The organism is Streptomyces sp. NBC_00306 (genome assembly GCF_036169555.1).
GTDB classification, from domain to species: Bacteria; Actinomycetota; Actinomycetes; order Streptomycetales; family Streptomycetaceae; genus Streptomyces; species Streptomyces achmelvichensis.
Map to the genome: position 1 here is coordinate 4,671,621 of NZ_CP108032.1, position 25,993 is coordinate 4,697,613.

A 25,993-nucleotide genomic window follows, 5' to 3' on the forward strand; every position below is an offset into this window, starting at 1 on the left:
GCCTCCTTAATGCCAACGCTTGTTGGTCAACGCTTGTTGGCAAAGGTAGACCCGGGGGTCTGGTGTGTCAACACTTGTTGGCCTACAGTTGTTGGCATGACGACGGAAGCCCCCGGCCCCCCGCGCCGATCGGATGCCACCAGAGCCGCGATCCTCGAAGCCGCCCGCGAGCGCTTCGCGGAGGACGGATACGAGCGCGCCACCATCCGCGCCATCGCGCGCGACGCCGGGATCGACCCGTCGATGGTCATGCGGTACTACGGCAACAAGGAGGGGCTGTTCGCCGCGGCCTCCGAGTTCGACCTGCGGCTGCCGGGCCTCGGTGCCGTCCCCGACCGGCACATCGGCGCGGTCCTCGTCACCCACTTCCTCGACCGGTGGGAGCAGGACGACGTGCTGACCGCGCTGCTGCGGGCCGGGGTCACCAATACCGCGGCCTCGGAGCGCATCCGCGAGATCTTCAAGGGGCAGATCGGGCCTGTCGCGGCGGCCGTCTGCCCCGACCCCGCCGACGCTCCCCGCCGGGCCGCACTGGTCGCCTCGCAGATACTGGGCATGGCCCTCGCCCGCTATGTGCTGCGCTTTCCGCCCGCCGTGGACATGTCCCGGGAGGAGGTGATCGCCTGGCTGGCGCCGACCATTCAGCGCTATCTGACGGCGGAGCGGCCGTAGTTGGGGACTCGCGGGCGCGCCACAGTGGCCCGGGGCTCCCGCGCGCACGGCCGTGACCAGGGCCGGAGCCTGGGCCAGGCCCCAGTGGGTGAACTACGCCGGTGCGCCGCCGAATTCGCGGACCGCGTCGTCGACGATCGCCTCCAGCCGGGCGTGGTGCGCGCCCCTCCAGTACACCCGCCGGCACTCCAGGCACTGGGCGAACACGTCATAGGTGCGCTCGGTGCCCTGCTCCAGTCGGTCCTGGACCGCGTCCTTGTCGGCAGCGCTCAGCCGCCCGTTGCACGCGGTGCACCGCGTCCAGGGCGCGAGCATGGGCGTGAACCGCTCCAGGACGTCCCGCAGTTGGTCGTCCGGCTTGTCGCTGTAGACGTAGGCACCGGCCCAGATCTCGCGGCGCCGCAGCAGTCCGCGGTCCCGCGAGAGCAGGACGCGCTTCTCCTGCGCGGACAGGGTCGCGAGCGCCGGGTCGCCGATGTCCTCGTTCTCGTACGACGCGTCCACACCGAGCAGCCGCAGCCGCCGGGCCAGGGTGCCGAGGTGGACGTCGAGCAGGAAGCGCAGCGGGGCGCCGGGCACCTGTTGCGGCCGCTCGACACCGAGCACCTCGACGCTCTCGCCCGCGCTCGGAATGTGCGAGACGGCCACGTCGCGGCCGTCGACGAGCAGCCGGCCGGCCTCCGTGAGAGGGACGCCGAGCGACTCGACGACATGGCCGAGCGTGGAGGAGCCATCGGTGGCCAGGGGCGTTGCGCCCTGGCGGCGCTCCGGCGGGACGAAGAGGCGCAGCTCAGGGGCGACGCGCAGCTGGATTTCCGGTCCGTTCACGCGGCCAAGCATGTCATCGGGCGGCACGTGAGGGGAGCGGGAAGCGCCCGGACAGGGCCGAGGAGCCTGCGCCCCGGATAAACAGCTGAGCCCCGGACCACGGAAAGAGCTCGGTACGGTCGGCCCGCGGGCACGCCTCGTACAGCGGCACGCCTCCTACGCCGGTCGGCGGACTCGGTCGTGAGGCTGGGCCCGCCCGGCCTACGAGTCCGGCAGGGACTCCAGGTCAAGCCGCCAGTCGTTCGACCGCAGCGGGTTGCCCGGCGGGTACTCGAAGTCGTACTCACCGAGCAGCTCGAAACCGGCCTTCCGGCACACCCCGTTGGACGGGGCGTTCTCGATGGACGGGAAGGCGTGCAGATAGCGGTGCTTGTGCTCGGCGCGGGCCGCCCGGGCCACCGCGAGGGTGGCGGACGTGGCGATGCCCCGGCCCTGGAAACCGGGCAGGACGCTCCAGCCCGTCTCGTACACCTGCTGCCCCTGCCACTCGTGCTCCCAGAAGCCGACCGAGCCCGCCGCCTCCCCGGTCTCCTCGAGAACCACGCGGTACATCCTGCCCTTGCCCGTGCGGTCGGAACTCAGCTCCACATAGCGCTGATGGCGCTTGACCAGCTGTTCATCGGATTCAGGACCGCCGAGGTGGTCCATCATCTCCGGGACGTTCGCCGCGCGCAGCAGCTCGAAGTCGCCCGCCGACCATGGCTCGATACGTACCGCCGATGCTTTGATCTCCATGGAACGCACTGTAGGAGGCAGGTCCGACAACCGGGGGTCAGGACGATGAGCTTCACCGGTGTCTGGGCGATCGGCGCCGTTCCCGACGCCGAAGTGGCCGCGCTGCCGGCCCGGTTCAGCCATGCGGAAGGCGAGTGGACGACACCGCCGGGCTATGCCGAGGATCTGGCCTGGTGGATCGGCGGCGGTGACCGCGAGCCCTATTTCACGCCCCTGCCGACACCGGCAGCGCATCGTTTCGCCGCCTTCGCACGTAGTGGTGGCCCGAGTTCACCGGCCGTCGCCGCCATGAAGGAGGCGAGCATGGATCTGTTGCGCGACGCGGAGGGCGATGCCGCCTTCGCCGCGGCCGCGCGCAAGGGCGATCCGGCCGTGGCCCTCTACTACGGCCTCGGGGCGGAGGCCGCGGCGCGGTTGCCCGGCTGGTTCGGCGATTTCCTGCTCACGGCGGCGGAGGTACGCGCGGTTCTGCCGCACGCCGAGTCGGTGCTCGCCGTGAACGGGCCGCGCCGGGCAGAGATCCTCGGCCGTATCGACGTATGGATGTCCGCCATGAGCGACGAACCGGGCTTCGACGCCGGCACGCTGCTGGACGGTCCGTTGCGGGTACTGCGGTATGCCGCGGAGCACGGGGCGGGGGCGGTCGGGGTCAGCGAGACGTACTGAACCGTCCCGGGGTGCGCGGCCTGGGCACAGGGAATCCACGGACCTCAGAAACCGGGCGGACGGGCATACGCCGTCGGCGGTACGCCCACCGTCGCCGTGAAGTCCCGTACGAGATGGGCCTGATCGCTGTAACCGAGCTCGGCCGCCAGCGCCGCCCAGTCCGGTGCGGTCTGCGGATCCTCGCTCGACTCGGCGCGCTCCAGAGCCTCATGGATGCGGTAGCGCAGGATCACCCACTTCGGCCCCACCCCGACGTACGCGGCGAACAGCCGTTGCAGCGACCGGGCCGACAGCCCTTCCACCTCTGCCAGTTGTGCGACCCGGCGGATCGTACGGTCGCTGCGCACCCGGTCCACCAGTTCCATGGCGCGCAGTGACTGGGGGTCGGGCTCGGGGGCGAGGCCGAGGAGGAACGCGTCGAGAGCGGCGACCCGGTCATCCTCGTCGTCGGGGCCGCAGATCGCTGCCGGAGCAGTCACGGGGTCGGTGCCCGGCAGGGCGTCCGCGATCGGCACCCGGCGCCCCGTCCAGTCCGCTACCGGCCGCTCGGGAGTGAACGGCCGGTAGCCGCCCGGCCGGAACTGCACCCCGCACACCCGGCCCTCGCCCTCCAGCTTCTGTGTGAACAGCTCCAGGCCGATGCCGGCCACCTCGCCCCAGGGCGGCTCGCCGCCGTACCGCTGGAACACGATGTTGACGCAGGGGTGGGGAACGACGTGCGAGGCATACGGCTCCGGCAGATCCCAGTCGATGAGCCAGTAGTGCTCGAGGTACGGACGCAGCGCCGGCGCGGGCTCGCGGCGTCGGAAACGGACACGGCTGAACAGCTCGCGGGCTTCGACGATGCCGCGGGTGTCGCGGCGCGGACCTGCCATGACGGGGATCCTATGTCGCGTTTGTTCAATACGCAGCGCTGTTGCCGGGCCTACGGTCGGTCCATGACGAACACCATCAGTGATCTTCTCGAAGCGGCGGCGGAGTGTGCTGTTCCGGTGGTGCGCGGCATCACCGACGACCGGCTGGACGATCCGACGCCGTGTGCGGAGTACGACGTACGGGCGCTGATCGACCACCTCACTCAGGTGGTGATCAACTTCCAGGCGTTGGCGGCGAAGAAGGACGCGGACTTCGGCGTGGAGGCGCGCTTCGTCGACGGCGGCGGGGACTGGCGCGAGCGGTTCGCCGAGGAAACGGCGACGCTGGTCGGCGCGTGGGCGGCGCCGGGCGCGGAGGAGGGCACCACGGGCACGTTCGGCCTGCCGGCCAGGACGGTGGGGCACATGGTGCTGGGCGATCTGACCGTGCACGCGTGGGATCTGGCGAGGGCGACGGGTCAGGAGTTCACGCCGCCCGCGGCGGTGGTGGCGGAGCTCGGTCCCGCGCTGGACCGGATGGCCCCGATGGCCCGCGAGGGTGGCGTGTTCGGGGAGCCGGTGGCGTTGGGGGAGGGGGCGTCCGCGTTCGAGAGGGTGCTGGGGGTGACGGGGCGGGATCCGGGGTGGGTACGGGGGTAGGGGGTTCGCATCAATCGCCGGCGGAGCTTGATGGGGCTTGGCCCGGTTCGATCCGCCCGGGCCCTTGATCGCGGGTTCGCCTCAAGCGCCGGCGGGGCTTCAAGTGGTTGGCCCAGCTTGGTTCGTGCGGGTTTCTCGGTGCGGGCCTCGCCTCAAGCGCCGGCGGGGCTGGACATGCGTGCCCGGGCCTCTGTTCACGGGGTTCGCCTCAATCGCCGGCGAGGCTTCAAGTGGTTGGACATCCCGGCCACGCGCTGGACGGCCGGCCGCTGCCGGCCGATTGATTTCTTACACGAGCGAACGGCTCACGACACGCTAATTTGGGGCACCCCTAAGCAGAGGAGAGCCCGTGGGCAAGGTGGTCATGTACGCCTCGGTGTCGGTGGACGGCTTCGTCGCGGACGAGAACGACCAGCCCGGACCGCTGTTCGACTGGTTGTCCAGCGGTGACGTCCCGTTGGACGAGAGCGGCGCGTTGAAGGTGTCACAGACGTCCTACGACTACACCCGGCCGTACTGGGACCAGATCGGGGTGACCATCGCAGGACGCCACGTCTTCGACCTGACGGACGGCTGGGACGGGAAGCCTCCGAGCGGGATCGATCACGTGGTTGTCGTGACGCACCGGCCGCAGCCCGAGGGCTGGGACCCCGAGGCGCCGTTTCACTTCGTCGACGGCGTCGAGGCAGCCGTGGCCAAGGCACAGGAGCTTGCGGGCGACCGCACGGTCGAGGTCGCCGCCGGCGATGTCGGTGGCCAGGTGCTTGCCGCGGGCCTGGTCGACGAGGTGCGCATGGACGTCGTACCCGTCGTGTTCGGGTCCGGCAAGCGCTACTTCGGGTCGGTCGACGCGCAGCACCTGTTGGAGGATCCTGACGTGGTGATTCAGGGCAACCGGGTGCTTCACCTGCGCTATCGCGTGCGCCGTTGACCGATCTGAGCGGGTAAGCGAAGAACCGAGGCGGACAACCGCGCCGCCGAGGGTAGGACGACGGAGAGCCGCCCGCCGCCCAGGGCACATCAGCGCCCCAGCGAAACCAACGTGCGCTCAATGCGCCGTGGCCGCCTGACGCCCCCTCTCGGCACATGACAAAGGCGGGGTCCGAAAACCCCGCCTCGAACCAGTGAAACCCCAGCTCAGGGCCACACCAGGCAGTACGGCTGATGCCCCGCCTCGTGCAGGCGGTGGCTGAAGTCCTGCCATTCGTGCAGCAGCTGGTACACGTTGAACGCGTCCCGCGGGCCCCCGCGGTCCGGGACCGTCGACCAGATGAAGGCCGCCGCGCCCACCGACTCCTCGCCGATGTCCCGCAGCGGGTCGACCACCGTCATCGGGAGTTTGACCACCGCGTAGTCCGGGTGCAGCACCACGAGCTCCAGCGGCGGCACCTTGTTCAGGGGCATGCCCTGGATTCCGGTCAGCACCATCGCCGCTATCGTCTCGGGCTTGATCTTGGTGAACAGCCCGCCCATACCGAGTTCGTCGCCGCCCAGCTCTTCCGGGCGCATCGAAATCGGCACCCTGGCGGCCGTGGCCCCGTCAGGTGCTCCGAAGTATTTGTAGGTCACCCCCACTCGGCCGCTCCTGCTTCCCGTGGGCTCGTGCGCCGCCGATTCGCCTCGCCGGTGCTTTCCCCGCCGGGCAGGCTCGGGACCCAGGTCGTCGGTCCCCTCGCCCAGTCCGCCACCGCGATGCATATCTCCACCCGACCACTCGCAGCCCCCGCCGCGCAACCCGATCATCGTGACAGTGACCTCCCCCACGAACGTGCTGTGAAACACCCGTCCGCAAGAACGTCACAGCCTCTGACACCATGGATTCCGTGAGCTTTCCCTGTGTCGCCCCAGTTTCGCAGACGCGAGGGGGGTGACGCCGTTTCGTAATACGAGGAGATCGCGCTCCCTGCTCACCGGTGGCCGAGATCATCCTCCTTGGCTGCCCGAACACCCGAACCGCAGATCAGGACCAAAGTGGCGTATTCATACGAAGCCCCAGTTTCGCAGGCGCTTTTCGACCGCGCGTCCCTCGTGACGCCCGGCGGCGTCAATTCCCCCGTGCGTGCCTTCCGTGCTGTGGGCGGTACGCCCCGGTTCATGGTGTCCGGTACCGGTCCGTACCTCACCGACGCGGACGGACGCGAGTACGTGGACCTCGTCTGCTCGTGGGGGCCGATGATCCTCGGGCACTCCCACCCGGCCGTCATCGAGGCGGTACAGGCGGCGGTGGCCCGCGGTACCTCCTTCGGGACGCCCGGTGAGGGCGAAGTCGCCCTGGCCGAGGAGATCGTGGCCCGGGTCGCGCCCGTCGAGCAGGTACGGCTTGTTTCCAGCGGTACCGAGGCCACGATGTCGGCCATCCGCCTCGCCCGCGGATTCACCGGCCGTGCCAAGGTCGTGAAGTTCGCCGGCTGCTACCACGGTCACGTGGACGCGCTGCTGGCCGCCGCGGGCTCGGGCGTCGCGACGTTCGGGCTGCCCGACACACCCGGGGTCACCGGCGCCCAGGCCGGCGAGACCGTCGTCCTGCCGTACAACGACCTGGAGGCCGTACGCCAGGCCTTCGCCGCGCACCCCGGCGAGATCGCCTGTGTGATCACCGAGGCCTCGCCCGGCAACATGGGCGTCGTTCCGCCGCTGCCGGGCTTCAACCAGGGCCTGAAGGACATCTGCCGCGAGAACGGCGCGCTCTACATCTCCGACGAGGTGATGACCGGCTTCCGCACCAGCAGGTCCGGCTGGTTCGGCGTGGACGGTGTCGAGGCCGACCTGCTGACCTTCGGCAAGGTCATGGGCGGCGGGTTCCCGGCCGCGGCGTTCGGCGGCCGCGCCGACGTCATGGCCCACCTCGCCCCGGCCGGCCCCGTCTACCAGGCGGGCACGCTCTCCGGTAACCCGGTCGCGACCGCCGCTGGACTCGCGCAGCTGCGGCTGCTGGACGACGCCGCGTACGCCAAGGTCGACGCCGTGTCCGCGGAGATCCGGTCCCTGGTGACCGACGCGCTGAGCAAGGAGGGCGTGGCGCACCGGCTGCAGACCGCGAGCAACATGTTCTCCGTCTTCTTCACCGCGGACGAGGTGCGCGACTACGAGGACGCGAAGCGCCAGGAGGCCTTCCGCTTCACCGCCTTCTTCCACGCGATGCTGGCCGCGGGTGTCTATCTGCCGCCGTCCGCCTTCGAGTCCTGGTTCGTCTCGACCGCCCACGACGAGCGGGCCGTGGAGCGGATCGCCGCCGCACTGCCGTCCGCCGCCCGCGCCGCCGCGGAGGCCACGGCATGAGCGACAACAAGGACAACGACAACAAGGACAACGGCACCAGGGACATCGACGACAAGGCCGTCGACGGCAAGGACATCACCGTCGTCCACCTGATGCGGCACGGCGAGGTCGACAACCCGGACGGCGTGCTCTACGGCCGTCGCGCCGGCTATCACCTGTCCGAGCTGGGCCGGCAGATGGCCGACCGGGTCGCCGAGCACCTCGCCGGCCGGGACATCACCCATGTCGTCGCCTCCCCGCTGGAGCGCGCCCAGGAGACCGCCTCGCCGCTGGCCAAGAGCCACGGTCTGACGCTCGAGACCGATGACCGGCTGATCGAGGCCGGCAATGTCTTCGAGGGCAAGACCTTCGGTGTCGGCGACGGCGCGCTGCGCAAGCCGGCCAACTGGCGCCATCTCACCAATCCGTTCCGTCCCTCCTGGGGCGAGCCGTACGTCGACCAGGTCGTCCGCATGATGAGCGCGCTGAGCGCCGCACGGGACGCCGCCCGTGGGCACGAGGCCGTGTGCGTCAGTCACCAGCTGCCGATCTGGACGGTGCGCAGCTTCGTCGAGCGGCGCCGGCTGTGGCACGACCCGCGTCGCCGGCAGTGCACGCTGGCGTCGCTGACCACCTTCACCTACCAGGGCGACAGGATCGTTTCGGTCGGCTATTCGGAGCCCGCCCGTGATCTTGTTCCCGCGCATCTGCTTGCCGGTGCGAAGCCTGTGAAGGGTAAAGCGAAGGCATTCGGCGCGTAGTTCTTCGCAAAAATGTGCTGTTGGCGCGGGAACCCCCGTCGTGCGTGGCCCATCTCAACCGGTGGCCGGTTTGTATGGGCTCTCTCCTCCGGGAGGGTGCGGATGGGATCGATATGCGCGACATCAGCCGAAGGGGCTTGCTCGGGGCAGGACTTGGAGCCGCGGCCGCGATGGGGATCGCGGGCTGCGGCTCCCTCGGGTCGGACAACAATGGACAAACCGGGTCAAGTGGCAGCGGTAAGGGCGGGACGGGGAAGCCGTCGCCCTCCGAGAGCCAGGCCCGGCTCATAGGCGACGGCTCCACCTCCGACACCGGGGCGCAGCCGCACCAGCCCGCGAAGCCGGTTCCCCTCGAACCGGGACAGACGCCCCCGCAGTTCGTCGTCTTCTCCTGGGACGGTGCCGGCGAGGTCGGCAACGGCCTCTTCCCCCGCTTCCTCGAACTGGCCAAGAACCACGACGCGGCCATGACGTTCTTCCTCTCCGGGATCTATCTGCTGCCCGAGTCGAAGAAGTCCCTCTACCGCCCGCCGAACAACGCCACCGGCGCCTCCGACATCGGCTACCTCACCGACGACCACATCAAGGAGACGCTGAAGTACGTGCGCCAGGCCTGGCTGGAGGGCCATGAGATAGGCACGCACTTCAACGGGCACTTCTGCGCGGGCTCCGGCTCGGTCGGCAACTGGTCGCCCGCCGACTGGGAGAACGAGACGGAGCAGGCTGTGTCGTTCGTCACCCGCTGGCGCACCAACAGCGGCTGGAAGGATCTCGATCCGCTGCCCTTCGACTACCGCAAGGAACTCGTCGGCGCCCGCACCCCCTGTCTGCTCGGACAGGACCGGCTGCTGCCGACGGCCAAGAAGCTCGGCTGGCGCTACGACGCCAGCTCGCCCGGCGGCCGCCAGAAGTGGCCGGAGAAGCGCAAGGGCCTGTGGGACCTGCCGCTGCAGCAGATACCTTTCCCCGGCCGCTCCTTCGAAGTCCTCTCGATGGACTACAACATCCTCGCCAACCAGTCGCAGAATTCGACCAAGGGCATGCCCGAGAACTACCCGCGCTGGAAGAAGCAGGCGACCAAGGCATACCTCGAAGGATTCAAGCGCGCCTACGAGACCAATCGCGCGCCCTTCTTCATAGGCAACCACTTCGAGCAGTGGAACGGCGGCATCTACATGGACGCCGTCGAGGAGGCGATCAAGGGCATGGCCGGAAAGAAGGACGTACGGCTGGTGTCCTTCCGGCAGTTCTGCGACTGGATCGACGTCCAGGACCCGCAGGTGCTCGCCAAGCTCTGCTCGCTGGAGGTCGGCCAGGCCCCGGCGGGCGGCTGGAACACCTTCTTCAAGGCCGCCTGACACGCGGCCCCACGGACGCGCAGGGGGGCGCGGAAGATCGCCGGAAGCGCCATGCGAAACTTTTCACATGAGTATTCGCCGTGCCCCCCGCACCGTCCTGCTGGCCTCTTGTGCCGCGGCCGGCGCGCTTGTCCTGTCCGCCTGCACCGGCGAGGACTCCGGGAAGTCGGGCGGTGGCGGCGACACCAACTTCGTCACCGACACGGGCGGCATCTCCACCGTGGCGAAGGGGAAGCGCACGGCGCCCCACAAGCTCGCCGGTGAGACCCTCGACGGCGCGCAGCTCGATGTCGCCGACCTCAAGGGCAAGGTCGTCGTGATGAATGTCTGGGGCTCCTGGTGCCCGCCGTGCCGTGCCGAGGCGCGGCACTTCGCGAAGGTGGCCAAGGAGACCAAGCCGAAGGGCGTGGAGTTCGTCGGGATCAACACCCGAGACGCCAACAAGGGCCCGGCCATCTCCTTCGAGAAGGACTACGGCATCGAGTACCCGAGCCTTTACGACCCGGCGGGCAAGCTGATCGTCACGGGCTTCCCGAAGGGCAGTCTCAATCCGCAGGCCATTCCCTCCACGATCGTTCTCGACCGTGACGGAAAGATCGCGGCGCGTTCGCTGAAGGCGCTCGACGAGAGCGAACTGCGCAAGCTCGTCGAACCGCTGATCGCGGAGAAGTGATGAACGAGACGGTCTTCAGCGGGGCCCTGCTGCTCGCCCTGCCCATCGCCGTACTCGGAGGGCTCGTCTCCTTCTTCTCGCCGTGTGTCCTGCCGCTGGTCCCCGGCTACCTCTCGTACGTCACCGGGGTCACCGGAACCGATCTCGCCGAGGCGAAGCGGGGCCGGATGGCCGCCGGTGCGGCGCTCTTCGTCCTCGGCTTCTCCGCCGTCTTCATCTCCGGCGGCGCGCTCTTCGGCTACTTCGGCTGGACGCTCCAGGAACACCGGGAGACGCTGACCACCGTCCTCGGTGTGCTGATGATCGTCATGGGGATCTTCTTCGTGGGTCTCATGCCGTGGTTCACCCAGCGTGAATTCCGCTTCCACAAGCGGCCGGTGACCGGGCTGGTCGGCGCGCCGGTGCTGGGCGCCCTGTTCGGCATCGGCTGGACCCCGTGCATCGGCCCCACCCTGACCTCGGTCAACGCACTCGCCGCCGAGCAGGCCAGCGCGGGCCGCGGGGCGATCCTGACCGCCGCGTACTGCGTGGGGCTCGGGCTGCCGTTCATCCTCGCCGCGATCGCCTTCCGCAAGGCGCTCGGCGCGTTCGGCTGGGTCAAGCGGCACTATGCGTGGGTGATGCGGATCGGCGGCGGCATGATGGTCGCGACCGGTCTGCTGCTGCTCACAGGTGCGTGGGACAGCATGGTCCAGGAGATGCAGGGCTGGTCCGAAGGCTTCCAGGTGGGGATCTGATCCATGAGCAAGACCGAGACCGAAGAGCAGCGGGACAGCGGGGAGTACGCCGCCGCCGGCGCGCAGCTCTCGACCGCCCCCGCCGAGGAGGCCCCCGTCTCCGGGCCTTCGTTCGGGGTGGTCGCCTGGGCCCGCTGGTTCTGGCGGCAGCTGACCTCGATGCGGGTCGCGCTGATCCTGCTGTTCCTGCTCTCGCTGGGCGCGATTCCCGGCTCGCTGGTACCGCAGAACAGCGTGGACGAGCTGAAGGTGCAGTCGTGGAAGGCCACCCACGAGTTCTGGACACCGCTCTTCGAGCGGTTCCAGCTCTTCGACGTCTACAGCTCGGTGTGGTTCTCGGCGATCTACATCCTGCTGTTCGTCTCCCTCATCGGCTGCATCGTGCCGCGCACCTGGCAGTTCGTCGGCCAGCTCCGCAGCCGCCCGCCGGGCGCGCCGGGCCGGCTGAACCGGATGCCCGCGTACACGACGTGGCGTACGGAGGCGGAACCCGAGCGTGTCCGTGAGGCCGCGCTCACGATCCTGCGGCGCCGCCGCTTCCGCGCCCACACCGTCGGCAACGCCGTCGCCGCCGAGAAGGGCTATCTGCGCGAGACCGGCAACCTCCTCTTCCACATCGCGCTGATCGTGATGCTGGTGGCGTTCGCGGCGGGCCAGCTCTTCAAGTCCGAGGGCGGCAAGCTGATCGTCGAGGGCGACGGCTTCTCCAACACGCTCACCCAGTACGACGACTTCAAGTCCGGCTCGCTGTTCAGCACGGACGAGCTGTCGCCGTTCAGCTTCACGCTCGACCGGTTCACGGGGACGTACGCGAAGAGCGGGCCGCAGCGCGGTACGCCGCGCACCTACGAGGCCGGCGTCAGCTACACGCGCGCCGACGGCACCGAGGGCACGAAGACCATCGAGGTCAACAAGCCCCTCGTGTTCGACGACACCAAGGTCTATCTCAACGGCCACGGGTACGCGCCCGTCGTCACCGTCCGGGACGGCAAGGGCCATGTCGTCTTCAACGGCGCCGTGCCGCTGCTGCCCATCGACAACAACGTCACCTCGACCGGCGCGATCAAGGTGATGGACGGCTACCGGGACAAAACCGGACGTAAGGACCAGCTCGGTTTTCCGGCGATGTTCGTGCCCACGTACGCGGGCAAGGGCAAGGGCCAGATGTTCTCGCAGTTCCCGGGGCTGGAGTTCCCGGTACTGAACGTCGGCGCCTACCACGGCAGCCTGGGTGTCGACTCGGGTCTGCCGCAGAACGTGTACCAGCTCGACACCCGGAAGATGAAGCCGTTCAAGGACGCCGACGGCAACATCCTGAAGAAGAACCTGCTGCCCGGCGAGACGCTGACCCTCCCCGACGGGGCGGGCTCCATCACGTTCGAGAAGGACGTGAAGGAGTGGGCGACCTTCCAGATCACGCACCAGCCGGCCACCGGATGGGCGCTGACCGGAGCGATCGTCGCCATCGCGGGTCTGATCGGCTCCCTGTTCATCCAGCGCCGCCGCGTCTGGGTGCGGGCCGTCACCGGCGAGGACGGTGTCACCGTCGTCGAGATGGCGGGCCTCGGCCGCAGCGAGTCGGCGAAGCTGCCCGAAGAACTGGCCGACCTGGCCGCGACCCTCAACACAGAGGCGCCCACCGCGCCCGAACCAGTGGAAGTTTCTTCCGAAGGGGCTGAGAAGTGACTCTCGCCGCCGCAACCAACGAGAACCTGGCGAACATCAGCAATGTGCTGATCTATTCGGCGATGGCCGTCTACACGCTGGCCTTCTTCGCCCACATCGCCGAGTGGGTCTTCGGCAGCCGCAGCAAGGTCGGCCGCACGGCCGCCGCGCTGACCGGTGCCGCCTCCGCCGCGGCCCCGGCGGTCACGGTCCGCTCGAAGCAGGGCGGTTCGACCGCCGTGCTCGACCGGCCGAAGATCGTCACGCGCTCGGCGGCGGGCACCCGCGACGTCCCGGACGGGCCCGGCGCGGCCGGCGGTACGGAGAAGGGCGATCTGTACGGCCGGATCGCCGTCTCGCTGACCGTTCTCGCGTTCCTGATCGAGGCCGGCGGTGTCGTCGCGCGGGCGATGTCGGTGCAGCGCGCCCCCTGGGGCAACATGTACGAGTTCTCCATCACCTTCTCCACGGTGGCGGTCGGCGCGTACCTCGCGTTCCTGCTCGCGAAGAAGAACATCCGCTGGGTCGGTCTGCCGCTGGTCACCACGGTCCTGCTGGACCTGGGCATCGCGACCACCGTGCTCTACACCGAGAGCGACCAGCTGGTGCCGGCGCTGCACTCGTACTGGCTGTGGATCCACGTCTCCACCGCGATCATCTGCGGCGCGGTGTTCTACCTGGGCGCGGTGGGCACGGCGCTGTACCTGTTCCGCGACTCGTACGAGAACAAGCTCGCCAAGGGCGGCAGGCCCGGCGCCTTCGCCACCTCGGTCCTCGACCGGCTGCCGTCCGCGGCCTCGCTGGACAAGTTCGCCTACCGCGTCAACGCGGCGGTCTTCCCGCTGTGGACGTTCACGATCATCGCGGGCGCGATCTGGGCGGGCGACGCATGGGGCCGGTACTGGGGCTGGGACCCCAAGGAGGTCTGGTCCTTCATCACCTGGGTCGCGTACGCCTGTTACCTGCACGCCCGCGCGACGGCCGGCTGGAAGGGCCGCAAGGCCGCCTACCTGGCACTGATCGCCTTCGGCTGCTGGCTGTTCAACTACTACGGCGTGAACATCTTCGTGACCGGCAAGCACAGCTACGCGGGCGTCTGAGACTCCCACTCCTCACCGAGGCCGGTTCCTGTGACCCACGTCACCGGCACCGGCCTTTGCCGTGCGGACAGTTGAAGGTGTGGACACCATACGAGCCCGGATCCGGGCGGGGGACCGAGAGGCCTTCGGAGAACTCTTCGACACGTACGCACGCTCGGTCTACAACCACGCCTACCGACTGACGGGGGACTGGTCACTCGCGGAGGATGTCGTCTCGCTGACGTTCCTGGAGGCCTGGCGGTTACGGGGAAAGACCGATCCGGACGGCGGATCGCTGCGGCCGTGGCTGCTGGGCACCGCCACGAACGTGACACGCAATGCCCGCCGGGCGACCCGGCGGCACGCGGCAGCCGTGTCCCGGCTGCCGCGTGACGAGGTGGTGCGGGACTTCGCGGAGGACGTCGCGGGCCGCCTCGACGACACGGCGCAACTCGCACTGATCCAGGCTGCCCTGGCGAAACTCCGGCGACCGGAACGCGAGGTCTTCGCGCTGTGCGTCTGGGCCGGACTGGACTACGCGGCTGCCGCCGAGGCGCTCGGCGTGCCGATGGGCACGGTGAGATCCCGTCTGTCGCGGGCCCGCGTCAAGCTCGCGCGGCAGGTGGAACTGCTCCGGTCGTGCGGACAGGTAAGAGGTGGCCGCATCCCCGCGGCGGGGCAGATCCAGGAGGGGAACCGATGACCGAACTTCCCGAGAGGGACCTCCCGCCTGGTCGCCATCGCGTCCTGAAGGAGCACCTCATGAGCGAGATCGGCAACGAGAAGAGCGCGGCAACCGCACGGAAGGTGTGGCGCAGGCCGGCCTTCATGGGTCCGCTCCTCGCGGGCGCGGTCGCGGCGAGCATGGTGATCGCACTTGCCGTGTCGGGGCAGAGCAGCGGCGACAGCGACGGCGACGGCGCAGACAGGCCTCCGACGGAGGCGGCCGCGCTGCTGGAGGACATCGCTCTCGCCGCCGAGCACTCCGAACAACTCGGCGACATCCGCGACGACCAGTTCGTCTACATCGAGAGCCGGGTCGGCTATGTCAGGTACGTCATGGGCGAGAAGAGGCCGCACTTCGACCCCGTCCACAAGCGGGAGGTCTGGCTCTCGGTCGACGGCACGAGGCAAGGGCTGCTCCGTGAGGACAACGACAACGGCGAATCGCCTCTGGATGCCCAGCCTGCCGGCATCGAAAGAAATACCTCCTACCGCCATCTTCAGACCCTGCCCACCGACCCTGACGGCATGCTGAAGTGGCTGCACCGGGTGAGTGAGAACGGCAAGAGCGAGGACCAGAGCACGTTCACCCTCGTCGGCGACCTGCTGGGCGAGTCGCTGATGCCGCCCGACGTGAGCGCCGCTCTGTACCGGGCAGCCGCGAAGATTCCCGGTGTCGAGGTCGTGGAGGACACCGTGGACGCGGCGGGCCGGCGGGGTGTCGGTGTCGCCCGGGAGTCCGACGGAGTGCGCGAGGAGCTGATCTTCGACAAGAGGACCAAGGCGTACCTCGGCGAGCGGGGAGTCGCGGTGCGGGACACCGTGGCGGGACTGCGTAAGGGGGAAGTGGCAGGTACGAGGGCGATCATGAAGCGGGTGGTCGTCGACCGGGTCCGGCAGACGTCGTAGGGCGCACTGCGTCGACGGCCGGAGGGTCGGCGGCGCTGCGGCTCCGCAACCGGTGGCCACCGTCTCCGCCGGTGGAGCCGGGTCAGTCCGCCGAGATCGCGTCCAGCTGGGCGCGCAGGTGGACGTGCGAGTCCACGCCCCGCACATCGGTGCCGGGATCGCACTCGTAGAAGTAGACCAGCGACATCAGCTCCTCCGCCGGCGCGTCCGCCGGCGGAGGCAGCACCCGGTGGCGGCCCGAGCGCCAGCGGCCGTCCGTCCAGCGGGCCATCAGATCACCGATGTTGATCGTGAAGGCGTCCGGGGCGAAGGGCGCGTCCTCCCAGCCGGCCTCGTCGGTGAAGACCTGGAGACCGCCCCTGCCCTCCTGCCGGTCCAGCACGGTGACCGTGCCGAAGTCGGTGTGCGGGCCGATGCGGAACTGGCCCGGCCGCGGGTCTCCGATGCGGTCCCGGCTCGGGTACCAGTTGATGTTGAAGCCCCAGGTCGGGTGTCCCGTGTGCCGGGTGAAGAAGGACTCCGGCTCGCCGAGCGCGACCGCGAGGAGCTCCAGAAGACCGTCCGACAGGGCCCGCATCTGCCCCAGGTACGTCTCGACCAGGGCTTTGAGCCGGGGCACCTCACCGGGCCAGGTGTTGGGCAGGAACCACTCGGCGTCCACGGCCGCGTCGCCGGTCGGCTCGTCGGCCGCGAAGGACAGCGACTCCTTGAGGTCCGGCGGTGTCTCGGTGCCCTCCGCATAGCCGTTGGCCTCCGCGCCCGGACCGAGCCAGCCCCGGCCGCCGACCCGTACCGCGTACGGCTCCTTCACGGTCCGCGGCAGCCGGAAGAACTCCCGCGCCACGTCCCGGATCTCCGCGCGCACCTCCGGGTCGACACCATGACCCGTGACGAGGAGGAAGCCGGCGCGGCGCAGCGCCTCGTCGGCGACCGCCGCGATGCCCGCGCGGTCCTCCGTGTCTCCGTAGTGCCAGTGGCGCAGATCGATGGTGGGAATCCCGCGTCCGGTCACCGAAGTCCTCTCAGCGGTCGTCGTCCTCGCGCTCGCGGCGCCGCAGCTCCTCCGCGTCGGCGTCCTTCGCCGCCTGGGCCTCGTCCGCGTCCTTCGCCGCCCGTGCGTCCTTCTCGGCCTTCTCGTCCTTCAGGGACTTGAGGAAGTCGGGGTTGTCGTCCGGGGCGACCCACTGGGTGCGGCGGCGCTCGAACGGCGAGCCGCCGCCTCGCGCGCCCTTGCGGGGGCGGCCCGCGACCAGCCAGGCGACGGGGCCGAGCAGCACCTGTCCGAAGAGCAGCACGATGATCACCCAGACGACCTTCGGCAGGTGCCGGACCTCCTTCTCGGGAGTGTTCAGGCAGTCGATGAAGGCGTAGATCCACAGGGCCAGGACCAGGAGGAAGGGCAGATACCTGAGCATGGTCGTACGGTCCCCCAGGAAGAGGCGGAAGGGCGCGGAACGGGCCCCGGTGACGCCGCCAGGGTAGCCCGTACCGGATACTGGAGCGCATGGCTTACGACGATCTTCGCTCCCTGCTCAGGGCGCTGGAGCGCGAGGGTGACCTCAAGCGCATCAAGGCCGAGGTCGACCCGTATCTCGAGGTCGGCGAGATCGTCGACCGGGTGAACAAGGCCGGCGGCCCCGCCCTGCTCTTCGAGAACGTGCGCGGCTCCGCGATGCCCCTGGCGATGAATGTGTTCGGCACGGACCGCAGGCTGCTCAAGTCGCTTGGACTGAAGTCCTACTCCGAGATCAGCGACAAGATCGGCGGGCTGCTGAAGCCCGAGCTGCCGCACGGCTTCGTCGGGGTGCGCGAGGCGTTCGGCAGGCTCGGCACGATGGTGCACGTCCCGCCGAAGAAGGTGAAGGACGCCCCGGTGCAGGAGGTCGTCCTGCACGGCGACGACGTCGACCTGGACCGGCTGCCGGCACTGTTCACCTGGCCCGAGGACGGCGGCTCCTTCTTCAACCTGGGGCTCACACACACCAAGGACCCGGAGTCGGGGGTGCGCAACCTCGGTCTCTACCGGCTCCAGCGCCACGACCGGAACACCATCGGCATGCACTGGCAGATCCACAAGGACAGCCGCAACCACTACCAGGTGGCGGCCCGGCGCGGGGAGCGGCTGCCGGTCGCGATCGCCTTCGGCTGCCCGCCCGCGGTCACCTACGCCTCCACTGCGCCGCTCCCGGGCGACATCGACGAGTACCTGTTCGCGGGCTTCGTCTCGGGCAAGCGGATCGAGATGGTCGACTGCAAGACCGTTCCGCTCCAGGTCCCGGCGCAGGCCGAGGTCGTGCTGGAGGGCTGGCTGGAGCCCGGGAAGACGCTTCCCGAGGGGCCGTTCGGCGACCACACGGGCTTCTACACGCCGCAGGAGCCGTTCCCGGCGCTCACCATCGACTGTGTGACCATGCGCAAGCGGCCGCTGCTCCAGTCCATCGTGGTGGGCCGTCCGCCGACCGAGGACGGTCCGCTGGGCCGGGCGACGGAGCGCTTCTTCCTGCCGCTGCTCAAGATCATCGTGCCGGACATCGTGGACTACCACCTCCCCGAGTCGGGCGGCTTCCACAACTGCGCGATCGTCTCGATCGACAAGAAGTACCCGAAGCACGCGCAGAAGGTCATGCACGCCATCTGGGGCGCGCACATGATGTCGCTGACGAAGCTGATCGTGGTCGTCGACGCCGACTGCGACGTGCACGATCTGCACGAGGTCTCCTGGCGCGCCCTCGGCAACACCGACTACGCCCGGGACCTGACCGTCGTCGAGGGGCCGGTGGACCATCTCGACCACGCCTCCTACCAGCAGTTCTGGGGCGGCAAGGCGGGCATCGACGCGACGCGGAAGCTTCCCGAGGAGGGATACACCCGGGACGGCGGCTGGCCGGAGATGGTCGAGTCCGACCCGGAGACGGCGGCGAAGGTCGACCGCCGCTGGAAGGAGTACGGCCTGTGAGCCCGATCGCCGTGGGCGGCCCCGCCCTGTTCCTCGGGGCCGACACACCGTGCGTCGCCCTGCTGCGCCCGGAGATCGACCCCACCCGGCCGGAGGTACGCGAGGCGGCCGAGCGCGCGGGCGTCACCCCCGAGGAGTTCGCCGGACCGTCGGGCCTGTGGCAGCTGATCGCCGACCGTACGGACGGCGAGGGGCGGGAGGTCGCGCTGCCCGAGCTCGGCGACGCGGCGGCGGCCGCCTTCGCGGAGCGGCTGCTGGCCGCCCTGGACGACCCGGACGCGGAGTTCACCGAGACGCTGACGGTGGCGGGCCGCGAACTGCTGCGTCTGGACGGTCGCCCGGCCGGTGAGGGCTTCGCGTTCCTGGCGCGGCTCACCCCGCCGGAGTCGGCTCCGCTCGATGTGGAGATCGGCCCCACGTCCACGGCGGACCTGCGTGCCGAGCTCGAACTGTTCCGGAGGAACCTCGGATGATGACGACCGCCGACGGCGTGGCCCGTCCCGGCCCGGCGCCGCAGTCCGGACGCACCAAGGCGTTCCTGCGCCTGGTGATGATCGAGCACTCGGTCTTCGCGCTGCCGTTCGCCTACATCGCCGCGCTGACCGCGATGTTCGAGCTGGACAAGAACATCCACTGGGGCCGGCTGCTGCTCGTCACCGTCGCGATGGTGGGGCTGCGGACCTTCGCGATGGCGTGCAACCGCATCATCGACCGGGAGATCGACGCCCGGAACCCGCGCACGGCCTCCCGCGAACTGGTCACCGGAGCGGTGAGTGTGCGCTCCGCGTGGACCGGGGCGCTCGTCGCCGTCGTGGTCTTCCTGGGCGCCGCGGCCGCGCTGAACCCGCTGTGCCTGGCGCTCGCGCCCATCGCGGTGATTCCGATGGTGGTCTATCCGTACGGCAAGCGGTTCACCAACTTCCCGCACGCCATCCTCGGTCTCGCCCAGGCCATGGGCCCGGTCGGCGCCTGGATCGCGGTCACCGGGTCGTGGTCGTGGGACGCGGTGATCCTCGGACTCGCGGTCGGCATCTGGATCGGCGGCTTCGACCTGATCTTCGCCTGCCAGGACGTCCAGGCGGACCGGGCCCACGGCGTGAAGTCCGTCCCGGCCCGCTTCGGCATCCCGGCGGCGCTGTACGGCGCACGCGGCTGCCACGTCGTGACGATGGCGCTCTTCGTCTGGTACGCGCTGGCGACGGACGCGGGCGTGTTCCTGTGGCTGGGCCTCGCGCTCGTGGCGGCGGCGTTCCTCTACGAGCACTCGATCGTGCGCCCGCACGACCTGTCCCGGCTGAACAGGGCGTTCTTCACCGTCAACGGCTTCATCGGCATTGCCCTGTTCGTGTGTGCGCTGCTCGATCTCCTGGTTCGCGGTCTGACCGTGTAGCTACGGTGCGCCTTGGTGCAGGGAACGGAGGCCGACGTGACCATCTCGGAGAGCGACCGCCTGCACGCGCAGCTCAGCCGGTTCGAGGACATGTTCCCCGGATACCGGACGGAGATTGTCGAGGGCAACATCGTGCTGAGTCCGGTCAAGCCGCACCACGGCAAGACGATCAGGCAGCTGTGGAACGCGCTGGAGCCCCAGGTCCCGGAGGAGTGGGACTTCCTCAGCGATGTCGCCGTGCCCATGGACGACAGCAACGAGTTCTGCCCCGACCTCGCCGTGATCCCCGCCGCCGAGGTGGCCAAGAACCTCAGCGCGTACTCTCCCGAACTCATCGAGATCGCGATCGAGGTGGTCTTGCCGAGCAGTGCGCGCAACGACTACGAGGTCAAGGACCGGGCCTACGCGCGGCGCGGTATTCCGCACTACCTGATCTTCGACCCGTACCGGCGGCACTGCGTGACGCTGTGGAACCCGGGGCCCGACGGCTACCTCGGGCGGGACACGATCCCCTACGGGAAGCAGGTCACCGTGGCGAGCGGCATCGGGACGCTCTCGGTCGACACCGCCGCGCTGCCTGTGGACCCCTCGGCCGCCTGACCCCGGCCGGGGAACGTCAGGCCACCGCGTTCGGTTCCGGGTCCGCGCCGCCGGATAGGCTCACTGTGTGGAGCAAGGAGAAGTGAACGGCCGCCGGCCCTGGATCGTCGGAGTGTCCGGCGCGTCCGGGACCCCGTACGCCGCCGCCGTACTGCGTGGCCTGCTCGCCGCGGGCGAGAGTGTGGACCTGGTGGTCAGCCGGGCGTCGCGGCTGACGCTGCTCGACGAGACCGGCATCGCCTTCCGTGACGCGCACTGGCGCGACGATCTGCGGGAGTGGCTGGCGCGCGGTGCCGACGGCAAGCCGGGCACCTTCACGGTGGACGTGGACGACGTCCGGCACTGGGCCGCCGGTGATCTGGCCGCCGGGCCGTCCTCGGGGTCGTATCCCGTCAAGGGGATGCTGATCGTGCCGGCGTCGACGGCGTCGGTGGCCGGGGTGGCGCTCGGACTGTCGAAGGATCTGCTCCAGCGGGCGGCGAGCGTGACGCTCAAGGAGCGCCGGCCCCTGGTGGTCGCGGTCCGCGAGACCCCGCTCAACGGGCAGACGCTCAGGCATCTGGTGACGCTGGACGAGGCGGGCGCCGTGGTGCTGCCCGCCTCTCCTGCGTTCTACGCGGGGGCGACGCACATCCAGGACCTGGTGGACTTCGTCGCCGGGCGGGTGCTGGACGCGGCAGGGGTGCCGCACCGGCTCTACCGCCGCTGGGAAGGAGAGCTCGGTGGCTCTCGTGCGGATTAGGGGGTGTCCGAAGACTCCCCCTCAGGCCTTCCTGCCGGCCTTGCGCGCCTTGTCGGTGCGGCGGGCGGCCGCGGGGTGGTGGGCACGCGAGCGGTTGGCCAGCTCCTGAAGCTGTCGCATGTGGGCGTGGGCCATCTCGATCGTGTACACGGTGAAGCACACTCCTGAAGGATCGTCGCTGATTTTTTGAAAGATTCGCAGGGCTACTGCCCCTGCATGCCTTAGATTCTATACGTAAACTCGCTGGATTGCTGAACAATGGAAGGCTCCAGGCATATGGACGCGGTGGACAGGCAGCTCATCCAGGCGCTGCGGGAGAACGGCAGAGCCTCGTACGCCGAGCTCGGACGGCTTGTGGGCCTCTCCGGGCCGAGCGTCACGGACCGCATCAACCGCCTCGAAGCGGCGGGTGTCATCACCGGTTACCGCGCCACCGTCGACTCGGCCTCGCTCGGTCTCGGTGTCACCGCACTCATCGGCATCTCGCTCTCCGACGCCGCCGACCACGAGGACGTGGCCCGCCGGCTGAAGGACCTCGCCGAGATCGAGGACTGCTGGTTCATTGCGGGAGACGACTCGTACATGCTCAAGGTGAGGGCGAGCGACGTGGACGGTCTGGAGAAGACGATCCGCAGGCTGTCCGGCACCCGGGGCGTCTCGCGCACCCGTACCACCATCGTGCTGTCCACGAAGTGGGAGAACCGGGTCGGCGACTTGCCCGAGGAGAGCTGGACGTAGTCTTGCTGGGTTGGTGGAGCCCGATTGGCATACGTATGGGAGGCCGTCGCACATGGACGCGGGACTCAAGCGCGAGCTCGAGGAGAAAGTCCGGGCCGGAGAGCGGCTGACCCGTGAGGACGGTATCGCCCTCTACGAGTCGGACGATCTCGCCTGGCTCGGCGGCCTCGCCCACGAGGTGCGCACGCGCAAGAACGGCGACGTCGTCCACTTCAACGTCAACCGTCACCTCAACATGACGAACGTGTGCACCGCGTCGTGCGCCTACTGCTCGTTCCAGCGCAAGCCGGGCGAGAAGGACGCGTACACCATGCGCATCGAGGAGGCCGTCCGCCTCGCCAAGGCGATGGAGGGCGAGAACCTCACCGAGCTGCACATCGTCAACGGCCTCCACCCCAACCTGCCGTGGCGCTACTACCCGCGGTCCCTCAGCGAGCTGAAGAAGGCGCTGCCCAACGTCTCGCTGAAGGCCTTCACCGCCACCGAGATCCACCACTTCGAGACGATCTCCGGGATGTCGGCGTCCGACATCCTCGACGAGCTGATCGAGGCCGGCCTCGAGTCGCTCACCGGCGGCGGCGCCGAGATCTTCGACTGGGAAGTGCGCCAGCACATCGTCGACCACCGCACCCACTGGGAGGACTGGTCGCGCATCCACCGCCTCGCGCACTCGAAGGGTCTGAAGACCCCGAGCACGATGCTGTACGGGCACATCGAGGAGCCCCGTCACCGCGTCGACCACGTGCTGCGGCTGCGTGAACTCCAGGACGAGACCGGCGGTTTCCAGGTCTTCATCCCGCTGCGCTACCAGCACGACTTCGTCGACATGCAGGACGGCAAGGTCCGCAACCGCCTCCAGGCGCGCACCACCATGGCGACCGGCGCCGAGGCGCTCAAGACCTTCGCGGTCTCCCGGCTGCTGTTCGACAACGTCCCGCACGTCAAGGTGTTCTGGGTGATGCACGGTGTGCAGACCGCCCAGCTCGCGCTCCAGCACGGCGCCGACGACATGGACGGCTCGGTCGTCGAGTACAAGATCACGCACGACGCGGACAACTACGGCACGCCGAACAAGCTGACCCGCGACGATCTGCTCGACCTGATCCGCGACGCCGGCTTCCGGCCCGTCGAGCGCAACACCCGCTACGAGATCATCCGCGAGTACCCGGGCCCGGACGCCGACCGTCGTGAGTCGCCGCAGCCCATGCGCCTCTGATGGCCCTGGCGTTCACCCTGGATCCCGCCGTCGACCGCACGCTGCACGACGGCCTCGTCACGCTCTGGACCGATGTGTCCAACGCGGGCGGCGCCGTCGGCTTCGTGCCCCCGGTCACGGCGGATGCCGTGCGGCCCGAACTGGTCAAGCACCTCGCGTCGATGACCGAGGGCCGCACCCGGCTGCTCGTGGGTCACGACGCGAACGGCGAGGTCGCCGCCGCCGCCTTCCTCGCCCTCAACACGCACCGGCTCATGCGGCACTGGATCTGGCTCTACACGGTCATGGTCCATCCCACCCATCAGGGCAAGGGATACGGCCGCGACCTCCTGGCCTCCGCGGCCGAGGCCGCCCGGGGTCTGGACGGCATAGAGGCCATACGGCTCACCTGCCGCGGCGGCACCGGCGCCGACCGGTTCTACGAGGCCTGCGGCTACAAGGAAGTCGGCCGGGTGCCCGGCGCGATCCGGGTCGCCGAGGGCGACGACCGCGACGACGTCGTGATGCTGCTACCGCTGTACTGAGCCGCCGGGGGTCGTGCTTCACTGGTTTGGCACGATCTGTCGTACGAAGAGAGAAGGCCCACCGTGTCCGCCAAGTCGAGCGCCGCGATCCGGTACACCACTCTGCGCCTCGCCATCTTCATCGGCTGCTTCCTCGCCGTGGGCGGTCTGGTGCAGATCGGCGCGCTCCCCAAGGGACTCGGCGACTCCAACTTCGTCTGGGTCGTCCTGCTCGCCCTGCTCATCTCCGCGCCGCTCAGCTTCGTGCTGCTGCGCAAGCAGCGCGACGCGATGTCCGAGCAGATCGTCACCAAGGTCGACCACGCGAAGGCGCGCCTGGACGCCAACCGGTCGCAGGAGGACGGCGCGGTGCAGTAGCCCGCACGGCGGTCCGCGTCACACACCCCGAGCCTCGCCTGCCTCGAACACCCCGCACGCGTCCGCGTCACACTCCCCGGACGTTGTCTGCGTCACACATCCCGGACGGAAGCAGCCGCTTCCGCCGGGGTTTTCCGTTGCCCCGACGGCCACTTGGGATTCCCCGTCTCAAAGAGGTCCTTTGAGTAGCTCAAAGTTCAAGTGTTAACGTGTTCGACGTGACGACAGCAGTGCGCCTCCACGATGCCGCGAGCCCCCCGCTCGTGGCGCGCCTGCATGTCGACCTCTGCCGCTGTATGTCCGCGGTCTGTTGCCGCTCGGTCTGACCCCGGCATCTCAGCGGCGCCGCGCCATCGCGCACCGGGCGCCGCTCTCCTTGCTCCGTATGGCCCGCATCCCCTGTGTCCCCGCATCCGCCGTATCCACCCGATACGCCGCAACTGGAGTGTGTCCGTGTCCGCGAACGCCGCGTCCACCACGACGGAAGAGCCCTCGGGCTCCGGTTTCCGCATACCCAAGGTCCCGTTCTGGGCCCAGATCGTCGCCGGTCTCGTCCTCGGTGTCCTGCTCGGATGGCTCGCCCGCAGCCAGGACATCAACTGGCTCTACAAGACCCTGGAGCAGGTCGGCGACATCTTCGTCCAGCTGCTGAAGCTGGCCGTCGCGCCGCTGGTCTTCTTCGCCATCCTGGTGTCGATCACCAATCTGCGGAAGGTCAACAACGCCGCGCGGCTGGCCACCCGCACCCTGCTCTGGTTCATGATCACCTCGCTGATCGCCGTCGCGATCGGCCTGGCCATCGGCCTGATCACCAACCCCGGCGCCGGTACCGGCCTGACCCCGAAGGACGGCGAGAAGCCCGAGCACGCGGGCAGCTGGATCGACTTCCTCACCGGCATCGTCCCCACCGACGTCATCACGCCCTTCACCGAGCTGAACGTCCTGCAGATCGTCTTCATGGCCGCCGTCGCCGGCGTCGCCGCACTCAAGCTCGGTGAGAAGGCCCAGCCGATCCTCACCCTCAGCGAGTCCGTGCTGGAGCTGCTGCAGAAGGCCCTGTGGTGGGTCATCCGGCTGGCGCCCCTCGGCACCGTCGGCCTGATCGGCTTCGCCATCGCGGACTACGGCTGGGACCTGATCGGCAAGTACGCGACCTTCACCGCCGATGTCTACATCGGCTGCGCGCTGGTCCTCTTCGGTGTCTACCCCCTGCTGCTCGCGACGGTCGCCAAGGTCAACCCGATCCAGTTCTTCCGCGGTGCCTGGCCCGCGATCCAGCTGGCGTTCGTCTCCCGCTCCTCGGTCGGCACGATGCCGGTGACGCAGAAGGTCACCGAGCGGCTCGGTGTGCCGAAGGAGTACACGTCCTTCGCCGTCCCGTTCGGCGCGACGACGAAGATGGACGGCTGCGCCGCGATCTACCCGGCACTGGCCGCGATCTTCATCGCGCAGATCTTCGACGTGCAGCTGGGCATCCAGGACTACCTGCTGATCGCCTTCGTCTCGGTCGTCGGCTCGGCGGCCACGGCGGGCCTCACCGGCGCGACCGTCATGCTCACCCTGACGCTGTCCACGCTGGGCCTCCCGCTGGAGGGCGTGGGTCTGCTGATGGCGATCGACCCGATTCTGGACATGATGCGGACCGCGACGAACGTCGCCGGTCAGGCGCTCGTGCCCGTGATCGTCGCGGCGCGGGAGAAGATCCTGGACCACGACGCGTACAACTCGGCCACCTCGTCCCCGATCGACGAGGCCGAGCCGCGCGCGACCGAACAGAAGACGGCGGTGCCCGTCGCCGCCTGACCAGGTCACGGCGCGTAGGTGAACAGCATGAGACCCCCCTTCCGTAAGGGAGGGGGGTCTTTGCACGTCGTGCCGCCTTGCGGCTGGCC

Annotated in this window: 30 protein-coding genes; 23 read left to right on the top strand and 7 right to left on the bottom strand. The window is 69.3% G+C overall.

Annotated features, from left to right (window positions below; genetic code table 11):
- Positions 1-96: 96 nt before the first annotated feature.
- Entirely contained in the window at positions 97-672 is a 576-nt protein-coding gene (locus OHA05_RS20825; RefSeq protein WP_313944811.1) for a TetR/AcrR family transcriptional regulator, read from the top strand.
- Between the two features lie 93 nt (positions 673-765).
- Here OHA05_RS20825 and OHA05_RS20830 read toward each other — a convergent pair whose 3' ends face one another.
- Complete coding sequence (locus OHA05_RS20830) at positions 766-1,500, bottom strand: Mut7-C RNAse domain-containing protein (protein ID WP_328861415.1); 735 nt, start codon at positions 1,498-1,500, stop codon at positions 766-768.
- Between the two features lie 201 nt (positions 1,501-1,701).
- Entirely contained in the window at positions 1,702-2,235 is a 534-nt protein-coding gene (locus tag OHA05_RS20835) for a GNAT family N-acetyltransferase (RefSeq protein ID WP_328861416.1), read from the bottom strand.
- Positions 2,236-2,280: 45 nt separating this feature from the next.
- Here OHA05_RS20835 and OHA05_RS20840 point away from each other — a divergent pair, with 45 nt between their 5' ends.
- Positions 2,281-2,901 (top strand): hypothetical protein, encoded by a 621-nt coding sequence (locus OHA05_RS20840; RefSeq protein WP_328861417.1) that lies wholly within the window; start codon positions 2,281-2,283, stop codon positions 2,899-2,901.
- 44 nt (positions 2,902-2,945) lie between these two features.
- Here the strand turns inward: OHA05_RS20840 and OHA05_RS20845 are convergent, their stop codons facing one another.
- Complete coding sequence (locus OHA05_RS20845) at positions 2,946-3,776, bottom strand: helix-turn-helix domain-containing protein (protein ID WP_328861418.1); 831 nt, start codon at positions 3,774-3,776, stop codon at positions 2,946-2,948.
- A gap of 63 nt (positions 3,777-3,839) precedes the next feature.
- Here OHA05_RS20845 and OHA05_RS20850 point away from each other — a divergent pair, with 63 nt between their 5' ends.
- Both OHA05_RS20850 and OHA05_RS20855 read left to right on the top strand, forming a co-directional pair.
- On the top strand, positions 3,840-4,415 hold the full coding sequence (locus tag OHA05_RS20850; RefSeq protein WP_328861419.1) for a TIGR03086 family metal-binding protein: 576 nt from the start codon (positions 3,840-3,842) through the stop codon (positions 4,413-4,415).
- A gap of 349 nt (positions 4,416-4,764) precedes the next feature.
- Complete coding sequence (locus tag OHA05_RS20855; protein WP_328861420.1) at positions 4,765-5,346, top strand: dihydrofolate reductase family protein; 582 nt, start codon at positions 4,765-4,767, stop codon at positions 5,344-5,346.
- A gap of 206 nt (positions 5,347-5,552) precedes the next feature.
- Here OHA05_RS20855 and OHA05_RS20860 read toward each other — a convergent pair whose 3' ends face one another.
- Complete coding sequence (locus OHA05_RS20860) at positions 5,553-6,113, bottom strand: hypothetical protein (protein ID WP_313944804.1); 561 nt, start codon at positions 6,111-6,113, stop codon at positions 5,553-5,555.
- A 273-nt stretch (positions 6,114-6,386) separates the two neighbouring features.
- Between OHA05_RS20860 and hemL the strand changes: the two genes are divergently transcribed.
- From hemL to OHA05_RS20905, 9 genes are all read left to right on the top strand, one after another.
- A complete protein-coding gene (gene hemL, locus OHA05_RS20865; protein ID WP_313944803.1) occupies positions 6,387-7,694 on the top strand; it encodes a glutamate-1-semialdehyde 2,1-aminomutase in 1,308 nt (435 codons plus the stop codon).
- Between the two features lie 92 nt (positions 7,695-7,786).
- Positions 7,787-8,434, top strand: coding sequence for a histidine phosphatase family protein (locus OHA05_RS20870; RefSeq protein ID WP_313948908.1), 648 nt, complete (start codon positions 7,787-7,789; stop codon positions 8,432-8,434).
- A gap of 113 nt (positions 8,435-8,547) precedes the next feature.
- Complete coding sequence (locus OHA05_RS20875) at positions 8,548-9,792, top strand: hypothetical protein (RefSeq protein WP_328861421.1); 1,245 nt, start codon at positions 8,548-8,550, stop codon at positions 9,790-9,792.
- A 67-nt stretch (positions 9,793-9,859) separates the two neighbouring features.
- Positions 9,860-10,465: a TlpA family protein disulfide reductase gene (locus tag OHA05_RS20880; RefSeq protein WP_328861422.1), complete on the top strand. Its 606-nt coding sequence runs from the start codon at positions 9,860-9,862 to the stop codon at positions 10,463-10,465.
- Complete coding sequence (locus OHA05_RS20885; RefSeq protein WP_313944800.1) at positions 10,465-11,202, top strand: cytochrome c biogenesis CcdA family protein; 738 nt, start codon at positions 10,465-10,467, stop codon at positions 11,200-11,202. Before OHA05_RS20880 ends, OHA05_RS20885 begins: the two co-directional genes overlap by 1 nt.
- 3 nt (positions 11,203-11,205) lie before the next feature.
- Positions 11,206-12,888: a cytochrome c biogenesis protein ResB gene (gene resB, locus OHA05_RS20890; RefSeq protein WP_328861423.1), complete on the top strand. Its 1,683-nt coding sequence runs from the start codon at positions 11,206-11,208 to the stop codon at positions 12,886-12,888.
- Positions 12,885-13,967, top strand: a complete 1,083-nt coding sequence (gene ccsB, locus OHA05_RS20895; protein ID WP_313944798.1) for a c-type cytochrome biogenesis protein CcsB — start codon at positions 12,885-12,887, stop codon at positions 13,965-13,967. Before resB ends, ccsB begins: the two co-directional genes overlap by 4 nt.
- Before the next feature lie 88 nt (positions 13,968-14,055).
- A complete protein-coding gene (locus tag OHA05_RS20900; protein ID WP_328863433.1) occupies positions 14,056-14,649 on the top strand; it encodes an RNA polymerase sigma factor in 594 nt (197 codons plus the stop codon).
- Positions 14,646-15,578 carry a CU044_5270 family protein gene (locus OHA05_RS20905; RefSeq protein WP_328861424.1) on the top strand — a complete coding sequence of 311 codons (933 nt, stop codon included), beginning with the start codon at positions 14,646-14,648 and terminating at the stop codon, positions 15,576-15,578. Before OHA05_RS20900 ends, OHA05_RS20905 begins: the two co-directional genes overlap by 4 nt.
- A gap of 82 nt (positions 15,579-15,660) precedes the next feature.
- On the opposite strand, the gene OHA05_RS20910 is transcribed toward OHA05_RS20905, so the two are convergent.
- Positions 15,661-16,590: an isopenicillin N synthase family dioxygenase gene (locus tag OHA05_RS20910; RefSeq protein ID WP_328861425.1), complete on the bottom strand. Its 930-nt coding sequence runs from the start codon at positions 16,588-16,590 to the stop codon at positions 15,661-15,663.
- 10 nt (positions 16,591-16,600) lie between these two features.
- A complete protein-coding gene (locus OHA05_RS20915; RefSeq protein WP_328861426.1) occupies positions 16,601-16,993 on the bottom strand; it encodes a PLD nuclease N-terminal domain-containing protein in 393 nt (130 codons plus the stop codon).
- Between the two features lie 89 nt (positions 16,994-17,082).
- Between OHA05_RS20915 and OHA05_RS20920 the strand changes: the two genes are divergently transcribed.
- The 5 genes from OHA05_RS20920 to OHA05_RS20940 all read left to right on the top strand — a co-directional run bounded on the left by OHA05_RS20920 (position 17,083) and on the right by OHA05_RS20940 (position 21,266).
- On the top strand, positions 17,083-18,534 hold the full coding sequence (locus tag OHA05_RS20920) for a menaquinone biosynthesis decarboxylase (RefSeq protein WP_328861427.1): 1,452 nt from the start codon (positions 17,083-17,085) through the stop codon (positions 18,532-18,534).
- Complete coding sequence (locus tag OHA05_RS20925; RefSeq protein WP_313944794.1) at positions 18,531-19,007, top strand: hypothetical protein; 477 nt, start codon at positions 18,531-18,533, stop codon at positions 19,005-19,007. The genes OHA05_RS20920 and OHA05_RS20925 overlap by 4 nt, the downstream gene beginning before the upstream one ends.
- A complete protein-coding gene (mqnP, locus tag OHA05_RS20930; RefSeq protein ID WP_313944793.1) occupies positions 19,004-19,924 on the top strand; it encodes a menaquinone biosynthesis prenyltransferase MqnP in 921 nt (306 codons plus the stop codon). The genes OHA05_RS20925 and mqnP overlap by 4 nt, the downstream gene beginning before the upstream one ends.
- A 36-nt stretch (positions 19,925-19,960) precedes the next feature.
- Entirely contained in the window at positions 19,961-20,524 is a 564-nt protein-coding gene (locus OHA05_RS20935) for a Uma2 family endonuclease (RefSeq protein ID WP_328861428.1), read from the top strand.
- Between the two features lie 82 nt (positions 20,525-20,606).
- The gene (locus OHA05_RS20940; RefSeq protein ID WP_313948907.1) at positions 20,607-21,266 is read left to right on the top strand and encodes a UbiX family flavin prenyltransferase; all 660 of its coding nucleotides are present in this window, start codon (positions 20,607-20,609) and stop codon (positions 21,264-21,266) included.
- Between the two features lie 21 nt (positions 21,267-21,287).
- Here OHA05_RS20940 and OHA05_RS20945 read toward each other — a convergent pair whose 3' ends face one another.
- A complete protein-coding gene (locus OHA05_RS20945; protein WP_313949146.1) occupies positions 21,288-21,416 on the bottom strand; it encodes a hypothetical protein in 129 nt (42 codons plus the stop codon).
- 126 nt (positions 21,417-21,542) lie between these two features.
- On the opposite strand from OHA05_RS20945, the gene OHA05_RS20950 reads away from it, so the two are divergent.
- The 5 genes from OHA05_RS20950 to OHA05_RS20970 all read left to right on the top strand — a co-directional run bounded on the left by OHA05_RS20950 (position 21,543) and on the right by OHA05_RS20970 (position 25,904).
- A complete protein-coding gene (locus tag OHA05_RS20950; protein ID WP_313944791.1) occupies positions 21,543-22,004 on the top strand; it encodes an Lrp/AsnC family transcriptional regulator in 462 nt (153 codons plus the stop codon).
- Positions 22,005-22,056: 52 nt separating this feature from the next.
- A complete protein-coding gene (mqnE, locus tag OHA05_RS20955; protein ID WP_313944790.1) occupies positions 22,057-23,220 on the top strand; it encodes an aminofutalosine synthase MqnE in 1,164 nt (387 codons plus the stop codon).
- On the top strand, positions 23,220-23,744 hold the full coding sequence (locus tag OHA05_RS20960; RefSeq protein ID WP_313944789.1) for a GNAT family N-acetyltransferase: 525 nt from the start codon (positions 23,220-23,222) through the stop codon (positions 23,742-23,744). Before mqnE ends, OHA05_RS20960 begins: the two co-directional genes overlap by 1 nt.
- 63 nt (positions 23,745-23,807) lie before the next feature.
- Positions 23,808-24,101, top strand: coding sequence for a DUF4229 domain-containing protein (locus tag OHA05_RS20965; RefSeq protein ID WP_313944788.1), 294 nt, complete (start codon positions 23,808-23,810; stop codon positions 24,099-24,101).
- Positions 24,102-24,554: 453 nt separating this feature from the next.
- A complete protein-coding gene (locus OHA05_RS20970) occupies positions 24,555-25,904 on the top strand; it encodes a dicarboxylate/amino acid:cation symporter (RefSeq protein ID WP_313944787.1) in 1,350 nt (449 codons plus the stop codon).
- Positions 25,905-25,993: the final 89 nt, after the last annotated feature.